The sequence below is a fragment of the Agrobacterium vitis genome (assembly GCF_014926405.1).
In the GTDB taxonomy this organism is placed as follows: Bacteria; Pseudomonadota; Alphaproteobacteria; order Rhizobiales; family Rhizobiaceae; genus Allorhizobium; species Allorhizobium vitis_H.
This window is the reverse complement of sequence record NZ_JACXXJ020000005.1, coordinates 1,835,639-1,855,966: the sequence shown is the minus strand read 5'-3', so window position 1 is coordinate 1,855,966 and position 20,328 is coordinate 1,835,639. Positions and strand designations below refer to the sequence as shown.

Sequence of the window (20,328 nt, the reverse complement as noted above, 5' to 3'; positions counted from 1 at the left end):
CACACGCACAAAAAGAATGCGGTCCATAGGGCCGCAAGCTGCCGGCTTTATAGTCGCGGTGCCGGGTTCGGTCAAGGATGGTTGCTTGATGGCGGAGTTCGAAAAATCCATAGAAAACAGATAATTAGATGTGTGGTATTATTTTACCGCAAAATACTTTGCCGTCTTGTCTGGATTTCGGCCTTTTCCGTGGTGCAATCGGCTGGGCGGTCATGCTGAACTTGCCAACTGCTCTATGACGCTATGACGCTATGACGCGATGAGGCGCTCTTGTCTTTTTCCTCTCGGACGAGGGCGGGGATATTCGTGTTTGATGCCTGCTTCCTCCTGGAGAAGACATGAGGTGGTTGCTTCGTTTTGAGACAAACCACTCTGTTATTTCGCCTTGTTTCTAGATAATTAATTTTCAATCAAGAGTAGTATAAACTTAGGTCTGACATACGTAACCCGAGGCTATTGCGTTAACGCAGGCTTACGCAGGTGGGTTGATCGACAATCAAATCGATTTAAATTCTAGTGCGTCTAGCGACATTATAAGTGAAATAATTTTTGCCTAAAACTACTTGTAATCATTAGGGAATTCAATGTTTGAGAGTGCTAAAATGTACATGAACAAAAAAAGAATATTAAGTGAACATAATAGCATTGTACTTCATTGATGTGATGGTTATCACATCAAGCTTGAAAATTCCCTTAAAAAGAGCATACTAATGATAGCGATAACATGACGACCGCTTCACTGTCTCCTCTGGAGGTGGAGGGGTATTGGTGCGTCTTTATCTTAAGGGTTGTATTCGGCGTTTCCGATTCTGGGTCGGCAGAGGGATGGTTGTGCAAAGAAAGGTTACTTAATCGGGAAATGATGGCGCGAATGGGAGCGCGTAATGTGTCATTGCGGGACTTTACGTCTTTGCAAACAGTTAAGCCAAATTTGCTATCCTGCGACCGGGACCTAGAGTTTGCCTTAGGAAGAGTGGAGCCCGGTTTTCCTGAAAAGACAAACGACAGCACGAGAGCAAAGCATATTTTCAGGGTAGCTTTTCATGCTTTGAATTTTTGTTTTGCTGCATGTCGTCATCGCAAAACCGCTGCCCACTTTTAAGTGACAGGTTTTAGGGACGGATTGTCTGGAGAAACGGCTGTCAAGCCGGGAAGGATAAGCCATGAACCACGACCATTATTCCGATGACTATCTCTGCAAGATTCTGGCGCGCACCCACACCGTCGCGCTGGTTGGAGCGTCCGCACGCGATGACCGGCCCAGCCATTGGGTGCTCGGTTTTTTGCTCGGCAAGGGCTATCAGGTCTTCCCCGTGAATCCGGCGCTTGCTGGCACCACGATTCTTGGTCGCCCTGTGCATGCTCGCCTTGCCGATATAGGGGTGCCGATCGATCTCATCGACGTGTTTCGGCGCTCGGAATCCCTCAGTGAGGTGGTGGATGAAGCCCTGGCGCTGGAGAGACGACCAAAAGCGATTTGGGGTCAATTGGGTGTCCGCGATGATGACGCGGCGGCAAAAGCCGAGGCGGCAGATATCGATGTCGTGATGAACCGAGCGCTGGTCGTGGAATATCCGCTGGTCTACCAGGCCAGTCATATTGCCCATCGCTCCCCCACCGCAGCCTGATACCAAGCTGCACCAACGATAATCGCGCTGCCTTGCGCGATTATCGCCGTCTTGCGGACTTATCCACGGGCTACTTGTCGCTCAGAGGGAGTAATGCGGAACGAAGCGGATAAAGCCGTCCTGCAGGTTGTCCACCGGTTTGCAGTTCAGCACCGGGCAGGCAGGGTTGTCGCGTGTCGGTACTGTGGCGCGTTCGGCATACTCGCCTGGCGAACAGGAATTGGTGTTGCGAACATAGCGATCGTAAAGCGCCATGCCCGGCACCCGCTTCGAGGGATAGCGTAGAACGGCAGCCCCCTGGTCTCGCAGGATTTGCCGGACATTTTCGCAGGCAAGCGTGGTCGAGTTGTAACGCTCTATCGCCAGCGCACTGCTACCCCATAAAGAAATAGCAACGCAAAAACCTAGCCGTATCATTGGGTTCATTGGAATATCTCCATCAAAAAGCATTTGCCAATGCCTATAGCATGTCGCGTGATTCCGGATTCACCCGACATGTTATAGGTTTTTGTTTTCGCATGTCTTTTTCTCAAAAACGCCGCACACTTTCGGGTGACGTACTGTATATCCTCTTCTTAACTGGGGCGCTTTCGCTTACGATCAAGACAGGGCGCAGTTCCAAAGGATCACAGGAGCTACTCATGCAGTAGCGTCTTGGGGAGAATGACATGCAGCATGACGTTTATGAGAGCGATTATCTCAGGACCATTCTGGAAACGGTCAAGATCATTGCTCTGACCGGGGCTTCGCCCAATCCGGCGCGGCCAAGCCATGGGCTCATGCATTTTCTGCTGAACCATGGCTACCGCGTTATTCCGGTCAATCCGGGGCAGGCGGGAAAGGACATTCTGGGGCAGACTGTTTTTGCGTCGCTTCGGGACATTCCCGAGCCCGTCGATATGATCGATGTGTTCCGCGCTTCCGAATATCTATCCTCCGTGGTGGATGAAGCCTTGGAGCTAACGCATTTGCCGAAGGTGATCTGGGCTCAGCTTGGCGTGCGCGACGACCAGGCCGCCGCCCGCGCCGAGGCCGCCGGTGTGAAGATGGTGATGAACCGCTGCCCGGCCATCGAATATCCCAGAATTTTTCAAGGGACACTGGAGCCGGACAGGCATTAGGCTTATCGGATAAGAAATCTATAGGCATCAAACGATTGTGCAATTGTCCCAAAAAGCCAGGACTTTCAAACAGGGCATGAGGTAGCGTTTCATCGGCATCGGTGTAATGCTCTGCCGCAATATTTCAGGGAGGATAACCATGGCAAACAACAATCCGGGCTTTGCAACGCTGGCCGTGCATGCGGGTGCTCAGCCGGACCCGGCGACCGGCGCACGCACGACGCCGATCTACCAGACGACCGCCTTTGTGTTTGAAAATACCGATCACGCCGCCGCCTTGTTCGGCCTCAAGCAATTCGGCAATATCTATACAAGGATCATGAACCCGACCCAGGGCGTTCTGGAAGAGCGGGTGGCTGCTTTGGAAGGCGGCACGGCGGCATTGGCAGTGGCATCGGGACATGCGGCGCAAATGCTGGTCTTTCATACCCTGATGCAGCCGGGGGATAATTTCGTTGCCGCCAAAAAGCTCTATGGCGGATCAATCAACCAATTCGGTCACGCCTTTCAGAATTTCGGCTGGCAGGTGCGCTGGGCCGATACCGACAATCCGGCAAGCTTTGAGGCGCAAATCGACGAGCGAACCAAGGCGATTTTCATCGAAAGCCTTGCCAATCCCGGTGGTACATTCGTCGATATTGCCACTATTGCCGATGTTGCGCGCCGCCACGGACTGCCGCTGATCGTCGATAATACCATGGCCAGCCCTTATCTGGTCCGGCCTTTGGAATACGGTGCCGATATCGTCGTGCATTCCGCCACCAAATTTCTCGGCGGCCATGGAAATTCCATGGGCGGCGTGATCGTTGACGGCGGCACGTTCGACTGGTCGCAATCGGACAAGTTTCCGAGCCTGTCACAGCCGCGCAGCGAATATGGCGATGTGGTTCTGCATGACGCCTTCGGCAATATGGCGTTTGCCATTGCCTGCCGGGTGCTCGGTCTGCGCGACCTTGGACCGGCGATTGCGCCAATGAATGCCTTCCTCATCCTGACCGGCATTGAAACCTTGCCGCTGCGCATGCAGCGTCACTGCGACAACGCCTTGAAGGTCGCGCATTGGCTGAAGGCCCATGCGAAAGTCTCCTGGGTGCATTATGCGGGCCTGCCGGATGATCCGAACCATGCGCTGCAACAGCGCTACGCACCGAAAGGAGCTGGCGCCGTTTTCACCTTCGGGCTGAAGGGTGGCTATGAGGCGGGCAAGGCGCTGGTGGAGGGATTGCAGCTGTTTTCCCATCTTGCCAATATCGGCGATACCCGCTCGCTGGTCATTCATCCCGCCTCGACCACCCATGCCCAATTGACCCCGGAGCAGCAGGTGGCGGCAGGTGCAGGGCCGGAGGTCGTGCGCCTGTCCATCGGTATCGAGGACCCCGACGATATCATTGCGGATCTTCAACAGGCTTTATCGAAGCTCTGATTGGGGCTCGCCGACTACGTTTGCGTTGAGAGCATTGCAGCGTTTCATTTAAACGCTGCAATGCTCTATATCCCGTTTGGTCTCTGAGCTCTCAGGGTAATCCTGGTCAGTTCTGAGGGTACGCCGAGCCTGAGCGCAAAGCCGGGCCAGAGTGCCGTGCCATTGTTGACATAGAGCGTCATGCCACCGATGCCATAGCGGCCCGAAACAAAGCCGTTATTGGCACGGGCGACTAGCCGGTCAAGGCCCAGAACCATGCCACCATGCGTATGACCCGACAGTTGAAGCGCAACCCCTGACGCGGCCGCCTTGGCTGCCGACATCGGCTGATGGTCGAGGAGAATGATTGGCGCATCTGCAGGTGCTCCCTGGAGTGCCGCTGCGAGGTCCGGGGCTGGAGCGCCGTGCGCGGCGGCGGAGCGATCCGTCACGCCTGCCAAGGCGATTTTTGCATCGCCTTTTGTGATCACAGCATGGGCGTTCGAGAGCATGTTCATCTTCAAGGTCGCGAGATGGGCCATCCAGCCCTGGAAATTGAAGAAGTATTCGTGGTTGCCAGGAATGGCGTAGACGCCGTCGCGCGCCCGCAAGTTTGCAAGCGGTGCGACATCATCCTGCCGGCTGGCAACGTCACCGTCGATAAAGTCTCCGGTGATGACGATGAGGTCGGCATCGAGCCCGTTGGTTTTCGATACGACCTCCTCGGTCCAGCGGGCAGGGAACAGGCGGCTGATGTGGAGGTCGGTCAGTTGCACGATGCGGTAGCCGTCAAATGCCGGTGGTAGTCCTGCAATTGGAATTTCGATGTCCTTTAACGGCGGCACCCGGATTGCCTGACTGACCGCGTATGCGGAAAGGCACAGCGCTACGCCTCCAAGGGCATACCGCAGACTGGCCGGAATCGACGGGAAATTACCCTTGAACAGCATGATCACAAGCGAAATAACGTCCAGCACGATCTGGAACACGGCGAGCAGGACGATTGCGCCAAACAGGAGATTGAACGCGATAATCAGCGGGCGCGGGAATTCAGGCGAAAACACCGAACCGGACGAGAGGCGGCTGAAGAAATGATATTGCGAGGCGATCAACAGAAGAACCGCCAGCGCCACCTTCGCCGACCAGATCCAGGGCAGGGGCTGGATGAAGCGGATGGCGACGATCAGCCAGGGAAGTCCAAAAATGAGATGAAACATCAATTCTATTCTTTCGGGGTGTAGACGGGCAACGCGACCTGTTCCGTGTTGTTGTTTCCGGCTTCTTCACTGTCACGATCGGAGGTCGCAGTATAAAGCGACTTGATTTGGTCAGGGTTTAGAATGTTGTTCGCACGTGTGCGTTAGACAAGAGTTCATCGGCTACAACGGCGGAAACGCCGATCTGGATCAGTGATGCTGTTGCATGATTCTTTAAACGGGTTATGGCTGTAGAAGGAAATCATGCAGCTTGCTGCCGTACAGATACGGAAATCGCTGTCTTGGTGGAGACATTTGGCGCAGCCATGTCTATTCTGCAATCAAATCAGCATTGCCGACAATTGATGGCATTGATGAACCCCATTTAATGGATGTGCGAGACAGAGATCATGATCACATCGCTTCGCTTCGATTTGTCCGCCGTTCAACCGGAAGAGGGCGCTCCCGCCCCGGACAGGCTGGTCGCTGGAGATCCGCGCTTCCTGACCTGGAGTATCGATGAGCCCGGTCAAGGGCTCTATGCCGGGGTCTGGCAATCCACACCTGGCACTTGGCGGATCGTCTACGACGAATGGGAGTATTTTTCCGTTTTGGAAGGCTATTCCATCGTCACGGAAGACGGTGGTGAGCCGATGCATCTGCGCAAGGGTGACAGGATGATTCTGCGGCCCGGCTTCACTGGTCTTTGGGAAGTGGTGGAAACCACGACGAAGGATTACGTCGTTCGTTTTTGAGGCGGCTGCCGTTACCAAACGAGATCGAGCTTTTCCAACCCGTGGAAATGATAGAGATCCTTGACTTTTGGGGTGCCTGCCAGCGCCAGACCTGGCAGTCGCTGGAACAGCAGCGGCAGCACCAGTGACAGTTCCAGCCGGGCGAGTGGCGCACCGATGCAGAAATGAATGCCAGCGCCGAAAGAAAGATTGGCACCGTCACTGCGCTGCGGCTTGAAGGTCAGAGGATCTGGAAATTTGCGTGGGTCGAGATTGGCCGCGGCCAGGATCAGGCCGATCTTGTCGCCTTGGCTGAGGGAGACACCATCGATCTCGCAAGGCTCCAGGCAATAGCGCTGGAAAATATGCACCGGCGCGCAGATCCGCAGACATTCCTCGACCGTCCGCTCGGTGGCGGCTGTATCGCCAAACAACCCTGTTGGGTCCAGGCCGCTTTCGAGAATGATCCGCACCGCATTGCCGATCTGGTGGACGGTCGCTTCATGTCCGGCATTGAGCAGGACCACGGTCGTTGAGATCAGCTCGTCATCGGTGAGATGCTGGCCCTTATGCTCGGTATGGATCATGTGGCTGAGCAGGTCGTCACGCGGCTCGCTGCGGCGCTCGGCAATGACACCGCGCAGATAATCGGAAAACTCCCGGGCCGCGCGCTCGGCGGCATCCTCATGGGCGCGGGTGCGGTTGAACACATACATGCCGACATAATCATGGCTCCAGGCCAGCAATTGCGGCCCCATCTCGTCGGGAATGCCGATCATCCTGGCAATCATTGTCACCGGAATAATTTCGGCGAAGGAAGACAGCAATTCCGTTTTGCCTTGCGCTTCGAAATCATCGATCAAGCTGTTGGCGAGCGCGAGAATATCCGGCGTCATTTTCTCGACATGGCGGGACACGAAAGCGCGGTTAACCAGCGTCCGCAGCCGCGTATGTTCCGGGGGCTCCAATTCCAGCAGTGACCATGCCTCGGCAGCATCGAAGGCTCTCGTATGGGCGGCAGGCTCCTGCCAGCCCAGCTCTTCACGGCTGGCGATCTGTAGGATCTGCCGACCGAACCGCTTGTCGCGCAACAAACCATTGACCAGATCGTAACCGGTGAAAAACCATTGCTGCTGTTCACGCCAGAAAAATGTCGGCGCCTGGGCATGCAGCGTGGCATAGACCGCATTCGGGACTTCGAAAAAACCGGGATGACCAGTGTCGAGACTGACCGATCTCTGGTGGGAATCGACGGAGAAAAACGAGGAATGCGGCATGATCGGTTCGTGGATGCTTTCTTGACGAGGCTGAAAGAGCCTCCTCACTCGAGATGTTGCTGTGTCGAACGCTGGCTGAGACGGCGCAGGGCTGCGACCTGACGGTCTGCTTCATTGTCGATTGCCGCCGGTGTGCCGCGTTCCTCGTTGGGCGTCAGGCAAAAAACGGTTTCCCCGCGTGCCACGGCAGTTCTGTTACGGCCATCTGCTTTGGCCGTATAGAGGCCGTGATCCGCCTGACGCATGGCTGTATCGAAGTCGAAGGCCTCGACAGTGGCCGCTGAGAGGCCAATGCTGGTGGTCAGCCTGACAACGCCCTGTTCTGTGGTGATCGGTGTTGAGGCAATCATGTAGCGGATCCGCTCGGCAACACCGGCAGCTTGGCGCAGGTCCGCAACAGCCATGACGGCGCAGAATTCCTCGCCGCCGGAGCGGGCGAAAATCGCGTCATTGCCAAGCGCGCCACCTGTCATCTGCGCAAAGCTGGACAAGACAGTATCACCCGCCTGATGGCCGAATGTATCATTGATATGTTTGAAATAATCGAGATCGAACACCAGAAGTGCCAGAAGCCGGTCCCTGGCGACCGTGTGTTTCAGCTCGCCTACGGTCTCGATCAAGCCGCGCCGGTTCAGCGCGCCGGTGAGGGGATCGGTGCGCGACAATTGCTTAAGTTCCCGTTCGTTCCGGTCCATGACGATTCGGGCCAGAAGCACCATGGCCGACACCAGGCAGACAATGACGAACAGGCCGATATAGTCGCTGAGGGCAACCTCATGCTGGCCTTCCGGCATGCCGATCAGGCTGGCGGAACCGATCACCGCACATGACAGCGCTTGCAGTGTCCACAAGGCCGCAAGCATCCGACGATATTTCCGTGCTGTCATGCGCGACGTCATGGCCGTGACCGCGAGCATCACGAAACAAAGCATGCTGGCAAATTGATGGGTCGCCAGACGATAGGCGTAGGTATCCCGTATAACCGGATGGATCAGGAGGAGGCCCCAGAGCAGCAGCGGTGCCGCGATCCACCAGCCGGGTTTGCGCCCGTCAAACAGCCGCAGCGCACAGATCCAGAAACAGAAGCCGCACAGCACGATGGCGTTGCCGCCGTAAATTGCCACAGGCGGCGGCAGGTCGTTGCGAAGCGCGATCAGCATTGCGCCAATGCCGTGACAGGCAAACCCGATGGCCATGTAACCATAATAGCGATGCCGTGGCGCGCGCAGCCATATGGTGATCAGCAGGACCGCCAGCGTGATCGCCTGGGTCCCCCACATCAAAAAAGCTGTCTTGATGTCGAGCAAGGCGGTCGGCCCTCGTCATTCTCTGGTTTTATGCTTCCGAATGAAAGCCGGGATGATCTATCGGTGATCATAATCGATTTTTTCTTTTGGTTGCAAATTCCGATTGGACCTATCACGCCCTATTCACCATGTTGTCGATTTTCTGTGTATGGCTTGGCCGGGCAAGCCACCGCCCATGGGCCGCTTTCGTTAAAACAGCGAGAATGCGAGAACCAATCCATGCAAGCGATTAAGGATATCGTGTGCTCGCGTCTTGAAGTGTTGGGGGCGAACACTCTATGTAGGGATTGACAGCATTTGAATTGATTCCCTCAGCCCGGATCGGCATCGGGCCTGACAGGCTTCGGAAATGGGTTGAAAAGGACGGACATGAGAAATCCAGTTGATACCGCCATGGCTCTGGTGCCTATGGTTGTGGAGCAGACCAATCGCGGCGAACGGTCCTACGACATCTACTCGCGTCTGTTGAAGGAGCGCATCATTTTCCTGACCGGACCGGTCGAGGATCATATGGCGTCGCTTGTCTGCGCCCAGCTGCTGTTTCTGGAAGCGGAAAATCCGAAGAAGGAAATCGCGATCTACATCAATTCTCCCGGCGGTGTCGTGACGGCCGGCATGGCGATCTACGATACGATGCAGTTCATCCGCCCGGCCGTCTCGACGCTGTGCGTCGGCCAGGCCGCCTCGATGGGATCGCTGCTTCTGGCGGCCGGCGAAAAGGGCATGCGCTTTGCGACCCCCAATGCGCGCATCATGGTGCATCAGCCGTCCGGCGGTTTCCAGGGTCAGGCTTCCGATATCGAGCGTCATGCCCGCGACATCATCAAGATGAAGCGTCGCTTGAACGAGGTTTATGTCAAGCACACTGGCCGCACGCTGGAAGAAGTCGAGCACACGCTTGACCGCGACCACTTCATGGAATCCACGGAAGCCAAGGATTGGGGTCTGATCGACAAGATCCTGACGACGCGCTCCGAAATCGAAGGGGTAACGCCTTCTTGATGTCTTTTGGCGGTGGGCTTTCGATGGAAACGCAAGGCCGGATCCATCCAGGGGGTTTAAACTGCCGCCGAAAGCGCTAATAGTTATTAAGGCTATGTTGAGCTTTTATGACATAGCCTGAATATTCTCAGAGGTTCTCGTTGCCGTCAGCTCATGAATGTGACTTTTGAGAGCTGAATAGTACCTCTGAACCGAATTTCGCCCGGATGGCCGGGCGTGCGGTATCGGGCGACATGACTAGACCGCGAGCCGGTAAATGGCGGTGCGGCGTGCTGGAAGGAAAAAGTTATGAGCAAGGTCAGCGGAAGCAACGGCGGTGACTCGAAGAATACCCTGTATTGTTCGTTCTGCGGCAAGAGCCAGCACGAGGTCCGGAAACTGATTGCCGGCCCGACGGTTTTCATCTGCGATGAATGCGTCGAACTCTGCATGGATATCATCCGCGAGGAAAACAAGAGTTCGATGGTCAAGTCGCGCGATGGCGTGCCGACACCGCAGGACATCATCAAGATCCTCGACGAATATGTGATCGGCCAGAGACAGGCCAAGAAAATCCTGTCCGTTGCTGTCCACAATCATTACAAGCGCCTCTCGCATGCCTCAAAGGGTGGCGATGTAGAACTGGCGAAGTCAAACATCCTGCTGGTCGGGCCAACCGGTTGCGGCAAGACCTATCTTGCCCAGACTTTGGCGCGCATCATCGATGTGCCCTTCACCATGGCGGATGCGACAACGCTGACAGAAGCCGGCTATGTCGGTGAAGACGTTGAAAACATCATCCTGAAGCTGCTGCAATCGGCCGATTACAATGTCGAGCGCGCCCAGCGCGGCATTGTCTATATCGACGAAGTCGACAAGATCAGCCGCAAGTCCGACAACCCGTCGATTACCCGCGACGTGTCTGGCGAAGGCGTACAGCAGGCGCTGCTGAAGATCATGGAAGGCACTGTCGCTTCGGTTCCTCCCCAGGGCGGTCGCAAGCATCCGCAGCAGGAATTCCTCCAGGTGGATACGACCAATATCCTGTTCATCTGCGGTGGTGCTTTTGCCGGTCTCGACAAGATCATCTCGGCTCGTGGCGAAAAGACCTCGATCGGCTTCGGTGCGACGGTTGTGTCGCCGGAAGATCGTCGCGTCGGCGAAGTGCTGCGCGAACTGGAACCGGAAGATCTGGTCAAGTTCGGCCTGATCCCGGAATTCATCGGTCGTTTGCCGGTTCTGGCGACGCTGGAAGACCTGGACGAGGATGCACTTATCCAGATCCTGTCCGAGCCAAAGAATGCACTGGTCAAGCAGTATCAGCGCCTGTTCGAAATGGAGGACGTTGAATTGTCCTTCCACGAGGACGCGCTACGCGAAATCGCCCGCAAGGCAATTACCCGCAAGACCGGCGCTCGCGGCCTGCGCTCGATCATGGAAAAGATCCTGCTCGACACGATGTTCGAACTGCCTGAACTTGAAGGTGTGCGCGAAGTGGTGATTTCCGATGAAGTGGTGCGCGGTGCCGCCCGTCCGCTCTACATCTATGCGGATCGCCAGGAAGAAAAGGCCAACGCTTCGGCGTGACCCTCCGCAGTCTCTGAAGAGCTTTGAAGCCCGCCGCGTGCGGGCTTCGGCGTTTCTACGGGGTGGGGGTCGTTTAGGTGCTTTGATCTATGTTTCTCGTCAGTTGTCTTTTCGGGAATACAGGGTCCCACTTTTCCCTGCCAAACTCTAAGTCGTTTGCAGGGCGTTTTTGAATAGTTTATGACTATTACAAGGTGCTTCGCGCGATGTGACAGATTCGGTCGAAGGCAGGTTTGCCCCGGGCGAGTGTTTGATCTCTTCGGATGCTGGAATGCCTGGCGCGCGCATCAGGGTAGGGCGGCTTTGGTCGCCATGGTTGGGCCGCGCCGGTGCGTTTTGTTGTTGTTTGCTGTCGCGTCAATCAACCATTTGTATTGTGTTTCAGCATGATGGGCTCGACCCTGATGGGTCTGAGCCGGAATCATGCAACAGGCCTCAAGCTGTTGCGCCACGGTGGTGGCACAGGGCACAAAGGCTTGAATTTTAGCTCTTGGGTCTCCACTTTAACCGGTGAGACAGGACCATGTCCCCCGCGGCTTTTGAGCGCGGATTTGGGTCCCGGCAACGGGACGATGAAAGGAACTGGAATGACTAAAGTGACCTCTGTCACCGGCGATACCAATACCTACCCGGTATTGCCGCTGCGTGACATCGTGGTGTTCCCGCACATGATCGTGCCGCTCTTCGTAGGGCGCGAGAAGTCTATTCGTGCCCTCGAAGAAGTCATGGGCTCTGACAAGCAGATCATGCTGGCCACCCAGATCAATGCAAGCGATGACGATCCATCGGCAGATGCCATCTATGAGGTTGGCACTGTCGCCAATGTATTGCAGCTTTTGAAATTGCCTGACGGCACCGTCAAGGTGCTGATCGAAGGCAAGGCGCGCGCCCGGATCTCTGGCTATACCGGACGTGAGGACTTCTACGAGGCCCATGCCGATCTGTTGCCCGAACCCGCCGAAGATCCGGTTGAAGTCGAGGCTCTAAGCCGGTCTGTGGTGTCGGAGTTTGAAAATTACGTCAAGCTGAACAAGAAGATCTCGCCAGAAGTGGTGGGGGCTGCCAGCCAGATCGAAGACTATTCGAAGCTGGCCGATACGGTTGCCTCACATCTGTCGATCAAGATCACCGAAAAGCAGGAAATGCTGGAAACGGTGAGTATCAAGACACGGCTTGAAAAGGCGCTCGGCTTCATGGAGGGCGAAATTTCCGTTCTCCAGGTGGAGAAGCGTATTCGCTCGCGCGTCAAGCGCCAGATGGAAAAGACCCAGCGCGAATATTACCTGAATGAGCAGATGAAGGCGATCCAGAAGGAACTCGGCGACGGCGAGGAAGGCCGCGACGAGATGGCCGAACTGGAAGAGCGCATTGCCAAGACCAAGCTGTCCAAGGAAGCCAAGGACAAGGCTGATGCGGAGCTGAAAAAGCTCAAGCATATGAGCCCGATGTCGGCGGAAGCCACTGTCGTGCGTAACTACCTCGACTGGCTGCTCGGCCTGCCCTGGAACAAGAAGTCCAAGGTGCGGATCGACCTCAACGCCGCCGAGAAGATCCTGGATGAGGACCATTTCGGCCTCGACAAGGTCAAGGAACGGATCGTCGAGTATCTGGCCGTGCAGGCGCGCGCCACCAAGCTCAAGGGGCCAATCCTGTGCCTTGTCGGTCCTCCGGGCGTCGGCAAGACCTCGCTCGCCCGCTCGATTGCCAAGGCCACAGGACGTGAATATGTCCGCATGGCGCTGGGCGGCGTGCGTGATGAGGCCGAGATCCGCGGTCACCGCCGGACCTACATTGGCTCCATGCCCGGCAAGGTCGTGCAGTCGATGAAGAAGGCCAAGCGGTCGAACCCGCTGTTCCTGCTCGACGAAATCGACAAGATGGGCCAGGATTTCCGTGGCGATCCGTCATCGGCTCTGCTTGAGGTGCTGGATCCGGAACAGAACTCGACCTTCATGGACCATTACCTGGAGGTCGAATACGATCTGTCCAACGTGATGTTCATCACGACAGCCAATACGCTGAATATTCCCGGCCCGCTGATGGACCGCATGGAAATCATTCGTATTGCCGGTTACACCGAGGACGAAAAGCTCCAGATTGCCAAGCGGCATCTTCTGCCAAAGGCGATCAAGGAACATGCGCTGCGCCCGGAAGAGTTCTCGCTGGCGGATGATGCGATTGTCTCGATCATCCAGCAATATACCCGCGAGGCAGGTGTGCGCAGTCTCGAGCGTGAATTGATGAAGGTCGCCCGCAAGGCTGTGACCGAGATCATCAAGGGCAAGTCGACCTCTGTGGCCGTCACGGCGGCCAGCATCAACGATTATCTCGGTGTGCCGCGCTATCGTCATGGTGAGGCCGAAGGCGAGGATCAGGTTGGTATCGTCACCGGTCTTGCCTGGACGGAAGTGGGCGGCGAATTGCTGACCATTGAAGGTGTGATGATGCCCGGTAAGGGCCGCATGACGGTGACCGGCAATCTGAAGGAAGTGATGAAGGAATCGATTTCGGCGGCGGCATCCTATGTCCGCTCGCGCGCCGTCGATTTCGGAATTGAGCCTCCGCGCTTTGACAAGTCGGACATTCACGTCCACGTGCCGGAAGGTGCGACACCTAAGGACGGTCCATCGGCTGGCGTGGCAATGGCAACCGCCATTGTTTCGATCATGACGGGCATTCCGGTCAACAAGGACGTGGCGATGACGGGTGAGATCACCCTGCGTGGTCGCGTCTTGCCGATTGGTGGCTTGAAGGAAAAGCTGCTGGCAGCGCTTCGCGGCGGTATCAAGAAGGTTCTGATCCCGGAAGAAAACGCCAAGGATCTGGCGGATATTCCAGACAATGTGAAGAACAATCTTGAGATCGTCCCGGTCGCCCGGATGGGTGAGGTTATTGCTCACGCGCTGGTGCGCATACCGGAGCCGATCGAGTGGGATGGCACCGTGGAAACGCCTGCCGTTGGCACTGTCGAAGGCGTTGACGATTCAGGCGCAACCGTGGCGCATTGAGCCGTCTTTGCCACGATCCTGCCCAATTGGCGGAAAAACTTCGAAAAGGCTGGCCTTCGGGCCAGCCTTTTTTGTGCAAACATCACCAGAAGCCTTGTTTTTCAGGCGATTGCGGTGCTTTTGGCTTGCGACGGGCATGGGCATGAGTATTGTCCGCCCGACTTGGAATTTTTGAGTCATGCCGGAGGCCATCGAAAATGGCGGTCGGTATTCCTTTGTGATCCTCTCGGGCGCCTGGCGCTTTGCGGTGGTCGCGGTTCCTCGATGCGGGGATGCGTTAGCATCTTCGCCGCTTTGATATTCATGTCATACAGAAAGGGTGGAAACATGAACAAGTCCGAACTCGTAAACGCAGTTGCCGATAAGGCCGGTCTCAGCAAGGCCGACGCAGCTTCCGCCGTGGACGCCGTCTTCGACACCGTCCAGGCGGAATTGAAGAATGGTGGCGACATTCGCCTCGCCGGTTTTGGCGCCTTCACGGTTTCCCATCGCGAAGCCTCGAAGGGCCGCAATCCTTCGACTGGCGCGGAAGTCGATATTCCGGCCCGTAACGTTCCGAAGTTCACGGCCGGCAAGGGCCTGAAGGACGCTGTTAACAGCTGATCCTGCCTGCGGCAAACCTGCCAGTTCTACCGAAAACCCGGCTCTCAAGCCGGGTTTTTTGTGTTTTTGCAGGAAGGAGGCATCTCGTTGCCGTTTCACTGATCCAAGATGGTCGCTGCTTCGAAATAGCATTGAGTTCAATACAAAATGGCTGCCGCAAACGAGCTGCCAATGGTCCATCAGAGAGGCGCCCGTGGTCACCAAGAAAGCCGATCTCCCGACCAAGCTCTGCGCGGCCTGTCAGAGGCCTTTCGCATGGCGTAAAAAGTGGGCGCGCTGCTGGGAGGAGGTTCGCTTCTGTTCTGAGCGCTGCCGTAACCGCAGAGCAGCGAGCCGAGAATTGGAGACGGCCCGTTCGAGAGTATCGCACACCTCATGAAGCCGCTGTCGAACCTGACTTTGCTATTTTACGCGCTTCCGGCCCTGCCTTTGGCGGCCATTGCTTTGCCGCTCTATATCATCGTTCCGTCCGTTTATGCCGGGCGGTTTGGTATTGCTCTGTCGGCCATTGGGGCCGCTTTGCTGGCCATTCGCTGTCTGGATGCGATAACCGATCCGCTGATCGGTTGGCTCGCGGACCGGATTCCCGGTCGGTACGGTCGCCGCCGTCTGTTCTTTCTATTGTCTTTGCCGCTGACGGCGGTCTCCGCTTTCATGCTGTTCAACCCACCGGAAGGGGCAGGGCTTGCGCATCTGGTGGTTTGGGGTTGTCTTCTGTCGATTGGCAGTACCTGGACAAGCCTGCCTTATACCGCCTGGGGTGCCGAACTCGAGACCTCCTACGATGGGCGGGTCAGGCTTTCAGCCTGGCGTGAGGGTACGACGCTGCTCGGCACGCTGCTGGCTATTTCCCTGCCTTTCCTGGGGCAGGCATCCACGGCAGGCGCCCAGCCGGACCTGAATGCGATTGCTGTTATGGTGGCGGTGCTCTTGCCAATCTTTGGTGCCATTGCGGTATGGCGCGTGGCGGAACCGGTGGATTTTTCGAAAACCCGGCTTTCATTGAAGAATGGGGTGAGCTTCCTGCTGGCCAATAGCGCCTTCCTGCGGCTGGCCATGGCGTTCCTGGCGAATTCACTGGCCAATGCTATCCCCGCTTCGCTGTTTCTTTATTTCGTGGCGGCGCGGCTGGAGGCGCCTGAACTTCAGGGGCCTTTGCTGTTTGCTTATTTTCTTTCGGCGGTCGCTGGCGTGCCGCTTGCGGTTTTCGTGGCGCGGCGGCTGGGCAAGCACCGGGCCTGGTGCTGGGCCATGCTGCTCAGCTGCGCGATATTTGCCTTGGCCGGCCTGCTGGGGCCGGGAGACGCCTGGTTGTTTCTCGGCATTTGCGTGGCGACCGGTATCTTGCTCGGCTTCGATCTGGCGCTGCCGCCAGCCATTCAGGCCGATGTGATCGATCAGGACACATTGGCGTCGGGAGAACAGCGATCCGGGCTGTATTTCGCCGCCTGGAGTTTCGTCACCAAGCTGGCATTGGCGCTCTCTTCCGGCATTGTCTTTCCATTGTTGGCTTGGGCTGGTTTCCAGCCGGAAAGCGGCACTCAGAGCGGGCAGGCGCTTTCGGCCCTTTCGGCGCTTTATGCTTTCTTGCCGATTCTGTTCAAGCTTTTCGCCATCGCTCTTATGTGGCGGTTTTCCATCGACAGCACGCACCAGCAAGCCACTCGACAGAAAATCGAGCAGCGCCAGAGGGAAATATCAAACCCATCATGATCAGGTCTGTGGCGTCATGGATGGCTTGGGCAGGGCGCGACCATCCTGATAGATGCGCCGCAGAAAAGACAGCAGTTGGGCAAGCTCGTCTTTCGAAAATCGCTCGGTAAAACGGGCTTCATGGCCATGGCGAAGCTCTTTCGCCGCTGCCAGAACACGCTGGCCTTCCTCGGTTACGAAGAGTTCCTGGCGCCGGCGATCCACCAGGGAAGGTCGGCGCTCGACGGCGCCCCGGCCTTCAAGCTTGTTGATCAGCGCCATCATGGTCGCCTTGTCCATGCGCAGGCTTTGGGCAAAATCGATCTGGCTGGCCCCAGCATTGTTGTCGATCAATTCCAGCACGGCAAATTGCTTCGGGGTTAAAGCCAGCCCCGACATGGTCGCCTGAAAATCCTGGAACACCGCCACATTGGCCAACCGCAAATGAAAGCCAAGAACTTTTTCCAGGTCGCCGAAGGCCACAGTTCCGGAAAATTCCGGGGTTTCGAAATCGTCAGTCGGCTGTTCCGGTCCGTCCATGCGCTCAATCCATGTTCGATAATGCCTTCAGGTTGAGGATGTGTAGCATCTCCAGCCTGATAAGATACGGCTCTATCCGGTGATAAACCCATAAGCCCAAAAGGCAAAGCGCCATATTTGACCTGTGCATCCCGCAGATTTCACTTGTGCCTCGAGAAAGATAATATAATATGTAATACATACTAAATGGCCGTCGGGAGAACTGGCCAGGGAGGATATATGTCGTACTATGGTAGCGCAGGTTTGCGTGAAACTTCGGCGTTTGCTGGCATGGTAGCGGAGGATCCGGTCCGTTTCCGCGCCAATAGCGGTCCAGATCGGCCAGCCGTCATGGAGCTGGCAACCGGTCAATCATTGACATTTTCTGAATTCGATACGCTGATCGGGCGATGCGCCGCTGCTCTTGACGATGTGATCGCAAGGGCAGGGACGGGGCAGGACAGCCCAGCCCGTATTGCCTATCTCGGACGCAATTCCACTGCCCAATTCGCGGTTTGTTTTGCCTGCCAGCGGATCGGTGCGATCTTCGTGCCATTGAACTGGCGCTTGAGCGCCCGAGAAATTTCGCTGATTCTTGCCGACTGCGAACCGACGCTATTGCTGTACGATGCGGAATTTGCCGAAGCCGGTAGTAGCTTCGAGGTCGAAAGCCTTGGTGTGACCGGCAAGGGAGGCTTTCTGGACAATGCCTCGGGTTTGGAGCCAATCGCACCTCGCTATTCATCTGCCGACCGTACTTGCGTGATTCTCTACACATCCGGGACGACAGGCGTGCCAAAGGGCGTGCTGCTTAATGCCCGCAATCTGTTTTTCTCCGCCTTGAATTTTGCTTTCGTCGGTGAGGTGACGCCGGAATCGGTCGTGCTTTGCGACTTGCCGTTTTTCCACACGATCGGGTTGGTGGCCCTGGCGCGCACCGCAATGGTGATGGGCGCCCGGCTGGTCATTTCTGATCGCTTCATCGCCGAACGAACGATTGCCACCATGGCGGACACCCAAATCGGCGTGAGCCACTATTGTGGTGTGCCGCAAATGGCCAGTACGTTGCGGAACTCGCCGAATTGGAACCCGGCTGCTTTGCAGGGTTTGAAGGCGATCTTTCTGGGTGGCGCGCCTTTGCCACCGGTGCTGATCGAGCGGTTTCTCGATGACGGCATTGCCCTGGTCAATGGCTATGGGATGAGTGAAACCGGCACGGCCTATCATATGCCGCTCGACCGCCAACTCATCGCCCGTCATCCGGGTAGTATCGGTTTTGCGGCCCCCTTGCTTGAAACGCGGGTTGTTGATTTCGATGGTGCCGATGTCACCGATGGCGGGATCGGTGAAATCTGGCTACGAGGACCAAGCGTCACAGAGGGCTATTGGAACCGTCCGGACCTGACCGAGGCTGCCTTCACCGATGGCTGGTTTCGCAGCGGCGATATGGCGCGGGTCCAGGACGGTGTCGTCTATCTCGCTGATCGCCTGAAGGACATGTATATCAGCGGCGGTGAAAACGTCTATCCGGCTGAGGTTGAAGCGGCTATTGCCGCCCATCCCGGCGTTGCTGATGTCGCAGTCATGGGCCTTGCCCATGCCGAATGGGGCGAGGTCGGCCTGGCACTGGTCGTCGCTGGCAACGACGGCCTACGTGATCACGATATCCTACGCCATTGCGCTGATCGGCTTGCCAGCTTCAAACGGCCCAAACACGTGGTGTTTGTGGATGCCATTCCCCGTTCGGCTTCCGGCAAGGTGCAGAAGCACATTTTGCGCCAATCCTATACTCACCTTTCATCCAGTTCGACACCGGCGTCCGGACAGCCCGGCGCATAAGGAGACATACCATGACAGTTGCAGAAAAATCCGACGCAGACACCGTGTTGGTCGACATCGAAGACCGAATCGCCTTCGTGACCTTCAATCGGCCTGAAAAACGCAATGCGATGAACCCGGCGCTGAATATCCGCATGGCGGAAGTCCTTGAGGAACTGGAAGCCGACGACCGTTGCGGCGTGCTGGTGTTGCGTGGTGCCGGAACCTCATGGTCTGCCGGCATGGATCTTCAGCAATATTTCCGTGACAATGACGACAAACCCCGCCACGCAACTCTGAAAAGCCGCCGCCAATCGGGCGGGTGGTGGCAGCGCCTGACCTATTTCGAAAAGCCGACCATCGCTATGGTCAATGGCTGGTGCTTCGGCGGAGCCTTCAATCCCCTGGTGGCTTGCGATCTGGCGATTGCCGCCAATGAGGCTACTTTCGGACTCTCGGAAATCAACTGGGGCATCCTGCCCGGTGGCAATGTGACCCGGGCTGTGGCCGAGGTGATGAATCACCGTGATTCGCTGTATTACATCATGACCGGTGAGCCCTTTGGTGGCGAAAAGGCCCGGGATATGGGCCTGGTCAATGAATCGGTGCCGCTGGAAGAGCTGGAAACCCGCGTTCGCAAACTCTGCGCCAGCCTGCTCGAGAAAAATCCTGTGACAATGAAAGCCGCCAAGGACACGTTCAAGCGCGTCCGCAACATGCCCTGGGAGCTGGCCGACGACTATATCTATGCCAAGCTGGAGCAAATGCTGCTGCTGGACAAGACCCGGGGCCGTGACGAGGGCCTGAAACAGTTCCTGGATGACAAGACCTATCGCCCTGGCCTTGGCGCGTACAAACGGAAATAAACTCCCGAAAGCATCGATAATTCATAGGAATGAAAGACCCGCGGAATCACCTGCGGGTCTTTTTTGCCAAATAGAGCGAAGCTCGTCCAAAAGAAACCGGAAACGGCGCAGAGGTTTCCAGCAACACCTTAAAATAATGAATATTAATGGAAGAATGGTGGGCGATGAGAGACTCGAACTCCCGACATCCTCGGTGTAAACGAGGCGCTCTACCAACTGAGCTAATCGCCCTTCGCGTCATCGGGTCGTGCCCGCCGCGTCGGTGGCTGTGATCTATTCGGTCGCTGAAAAAACCGCAAGAGGGTTTTTTGCTTTTTTTTCTTTTTTTGCGACGGCAAGATGACGGTTGGGTAAAAAATCCCGCAATTCCGGGCTTAAGGGGTCTTCTGTTGTCAACAGGCTAGGGGCTTCTGCGGTGCCTTGGTGTTTGGCCTCATGTCTGGACTGGCGGCTGAGAAAGAATGTTAAGCCCAGGACGGTCTGCGCGCCGCAGGGCTAAAGCAGGTGATGGATAAGGACAGCGCTGTTTGATCTGCGGTTTCTTCCTGTCTGCTTCGATCAGTGTGCCGCTGCACAAGCGCCAGTGTTT

The 20,328-nt window shown here is 56.5% G+C and carries 17 protein-coding genes and 1 tRNA gene; 12 read left to right on the top strand and 6 right to left on the bottom strand.

The genetic code is table 11. The annotated features are described in order from the left end of the window. Nucleotides 1–1,163: 1,163 nt before the first annotated feature. Nucleotides 1,164–1,628, top strand: coding sequence for a CoA-binding protein (locus IEI95_RS19935; protein ID WP_156533311.1), 465 nt, complete (start codon nt 1,164–1,166; stop codon nt 1,626–1,628). An 81-nt stretch (nt 1,629–1,709) separates the two neighbouring features. On the opposite strand, the gene IEI95_RS19930 is transcribed toward IEI95_RS19935, so the two are convergent. After that, nucleotides 1,710–2,054: a hypothetical protein gene (locus IEI95_RS19930; protein WP_322267438.1), complete on the bottom strand. Its 345-nt coding sequence runs from the start codon at nt 2,052–2,054 to the stop codon at nt 1,710–1,712. A 242-nt stretch (nt 2,055–2,296) separates the two neighbouring features. On the opposite strand from IEI95_RS19930, the gene IEI95_RS19925 reads away from it, so the two are divergent. Both IEI95_RS19925 and IEI95_RS19920 read left to right on the top strand, forming a co-directional pair. After that, a complete protein-coding gene (locus IEI95_RS19925; RefSeq protein WP_156533310.1) occupies nt 2,297–2,749 on the top strand; it encodes a CoA-binding protein in 453 nt (150 codons plus the stop codon). Between the two features lie 139 nt (nt 2,750–2,888). After that, nucleotides 2,889–4,172 carry an O-acetylhomoserine aminocarboxypropyltransferase gene (locus IEI95_RS19920; protein WP_156533309.1) on the top strand — a complete coding sequence of 428 codons (1,284 nt, stop codon included), beginning with the start codon at nt 2,889–2,891 and terminating at the stop codon, nt 4,170–4,172. A 65-nt stretch (nt 4,173–4,237) separates the two neighbouring features. Here IEI95_RS19920 and IEI95_RS19915 read toward each other — a convergent pair whose 3' ends face one another. Further along, entirely contained in the window at nt 4,238–5,368 is a 1,131-nt protein-coding gene (locus tag IEI95_RS19915; protein WP_156533308.1) for a metallophosphoesterase, read from the bottom strand. Between the two features lie 389 nt (nt 5,369–5,757). Here IEI95_RS19915 and IEI95_RS19910 point away from each other — a divergent pair, with 389 nt between their 5' ends. Then, entirely contained in the window at nt 5,758–6,102 is a 345-nt protein-coding gene (locus IEI95_RS19910; RefSeq protein ID WP_015915635.1) for a cupin domain-containing protein, read from the top strand. An 11-nt stretch (nt 6,103–6,113) separates the two neighbouring features. On the opposite strand, the gene IEI95_RS19905 is transcribed toward IEI95_RS19910, so the two are convergent. Continuing rightward, complete coding sequence (locus IEI95_RS19905; protein ID WP_194416929.1) at nt 6,114–7,358, bottom strand: cytochrome P450; 1,245 nt, start codon at nt 7,356–7,358, stop codon at nt 6,114–6,116. Nucleotides 7,359–7,402: 44 nt separating this feature from the next. Beyond that, on the bottom strand, nt 7,403–8,638 hold the full coding sequence (locus IEI95_RS19900) for a GGDEF domain-containing protein (RefSeq protein WP_156538185.1): 1,236 nt from the start codon (nt 8,636–8,638) through the stop codon (nt 7,403–7,405). A gap of 396 nt (nt 8,639–9,034) precedes the next feature. Here IEI95_RS19900 and clpP point away from each other — a divergent pair, with 396 nt between their 5' ends. From clpP to IEI95_RS19870, 6 genes are all read left to right on the top strand, one after another. After that, complete coding sequence (clpP, locus tag IEI95_RS19895; protein WP_015915638.1) at nt 9,035–9,667, top strand: ATP-dependent Clp endopeptidase proteolytic subunit ClpP; 633 nt, start codon at nt 9,035–9,037, stop codon at nt 9,665–9,667. 288 nt (nt 9,668–9,955) lie between these two features. Beyond that, nucleotides 9,956–11,233, top strand: a complete 1,278-nt coding sequence (gene clpX / locus IEI95_RS19890) for an ATP-dependent Clp protease ATP-binding subunit ClpX (RefSeq protein WP_015915639.1) — start codon at nt 9,956–9,958, stop codon at nt 11,231–11,233. A gap of 587 nt (nt 11,234–11,820) precedes the next feature. After that, on the top strand, nt 11,821–14,241 hold the full coding sequence (lon, locus tag IEI95_RS19885; RefSeq protein WP_156538184.1) for an endopeptidase La: 2,421 nt from the start codon (nt 11,821–11,823) through the stop codon (nt 14,239–14,241). A gap of 327 nt (nt 14,242–14,568) precedes the next feature. Then, nucleotides 14,569–14,844, top strand: coding sequence for a DNA-binding protein HupB (gene hupB / locus IEI95_RS19880; protein WP_015915641.1), 276 nt, complete (start codon nt 14,569–14,571; stop codon nt 14,842–14,844). Between the two features lie 193 nt (nt 14,845–15,037). Beyond that, nucleotides 15,038–15,223, top strand: coding sequence for a DUF2256 domain-containing protein (locus IEI95_RS19875; RefSeq protein WP_194416928.1), 186 nt, complete (start codon nt 15,038–15,040; stop codon nt 15,221–15,223). Continuing rightward, a complete protein-coding gene (locus IEI95_RS19870) occupies nt 15,220–16,557 on the top strand; it encodes an MFS transporter (RefSeq protein WP_156533304.1) in 1,338 nt (445 codons plus the stop codon). Before IEI95_RS19875 ends, IEI95_RS19870 begins: the two co-directional genes overlap by 4 nt. On the opposite strand, the gene IEI95_RS19865 is transcribed toward IEI95_RS19870, so the two are convergent. Then, nucleotides 16,558–17,076: a MarR family winged helix-turn-helix transcriptional regulator gene (locus IEI95_RS19865; protein ID WP_156533303.1), complete on the bottom strand. Its 519-nt coding sequence runs from the start codon at nt 17,074–17,076 to the stop codon at nt 16,558–16,560. Nucleotides 17,077–17,295: 219 nt separating this feature from the next. Here IEI95_RS19865 and IEI95_RS19860 point away from each other — a divergent pair, with 219 nt between their 5' ends. Next, nucleotides 17,296–18,894: an AMP-binding protein gene (locus IEI95_RS19860; RefSeq protein WP_194416927.1), complete on the top strand. Its 1,599-nt coding sequence runs from the start codon at nt 17,296–17,298 to the stop codon at nt 18,892–18,894. A gap of 11 nt (nt 18,895–18,905) precedes the next feature. Then, nucleotides 18,906–19,739: a p-hydroxycinnamoyl CoA hydratase/lyase gene (locus tag IEI95_RS19855; RefSeq protein WP_015915645.1), complete on the top strand. Its 834-nt coding sequence runs from the start codon at nt 18,906–18,908 to the stop codon at nt 19,737–19,739. Nucleotides 19,740–19,894: 155 nt separating this feature from the next. Here IEI95_RS19855 and IEI95_RS19850 read toward each other — a convergent pair. Then, a tRNA-Val gene (locus tag IEI95_RS19850) sits at nt 19,895–19,970 on the bottom strand. Nucleotides 19,971–20,328: the final 358 nt, after the last annotated feature.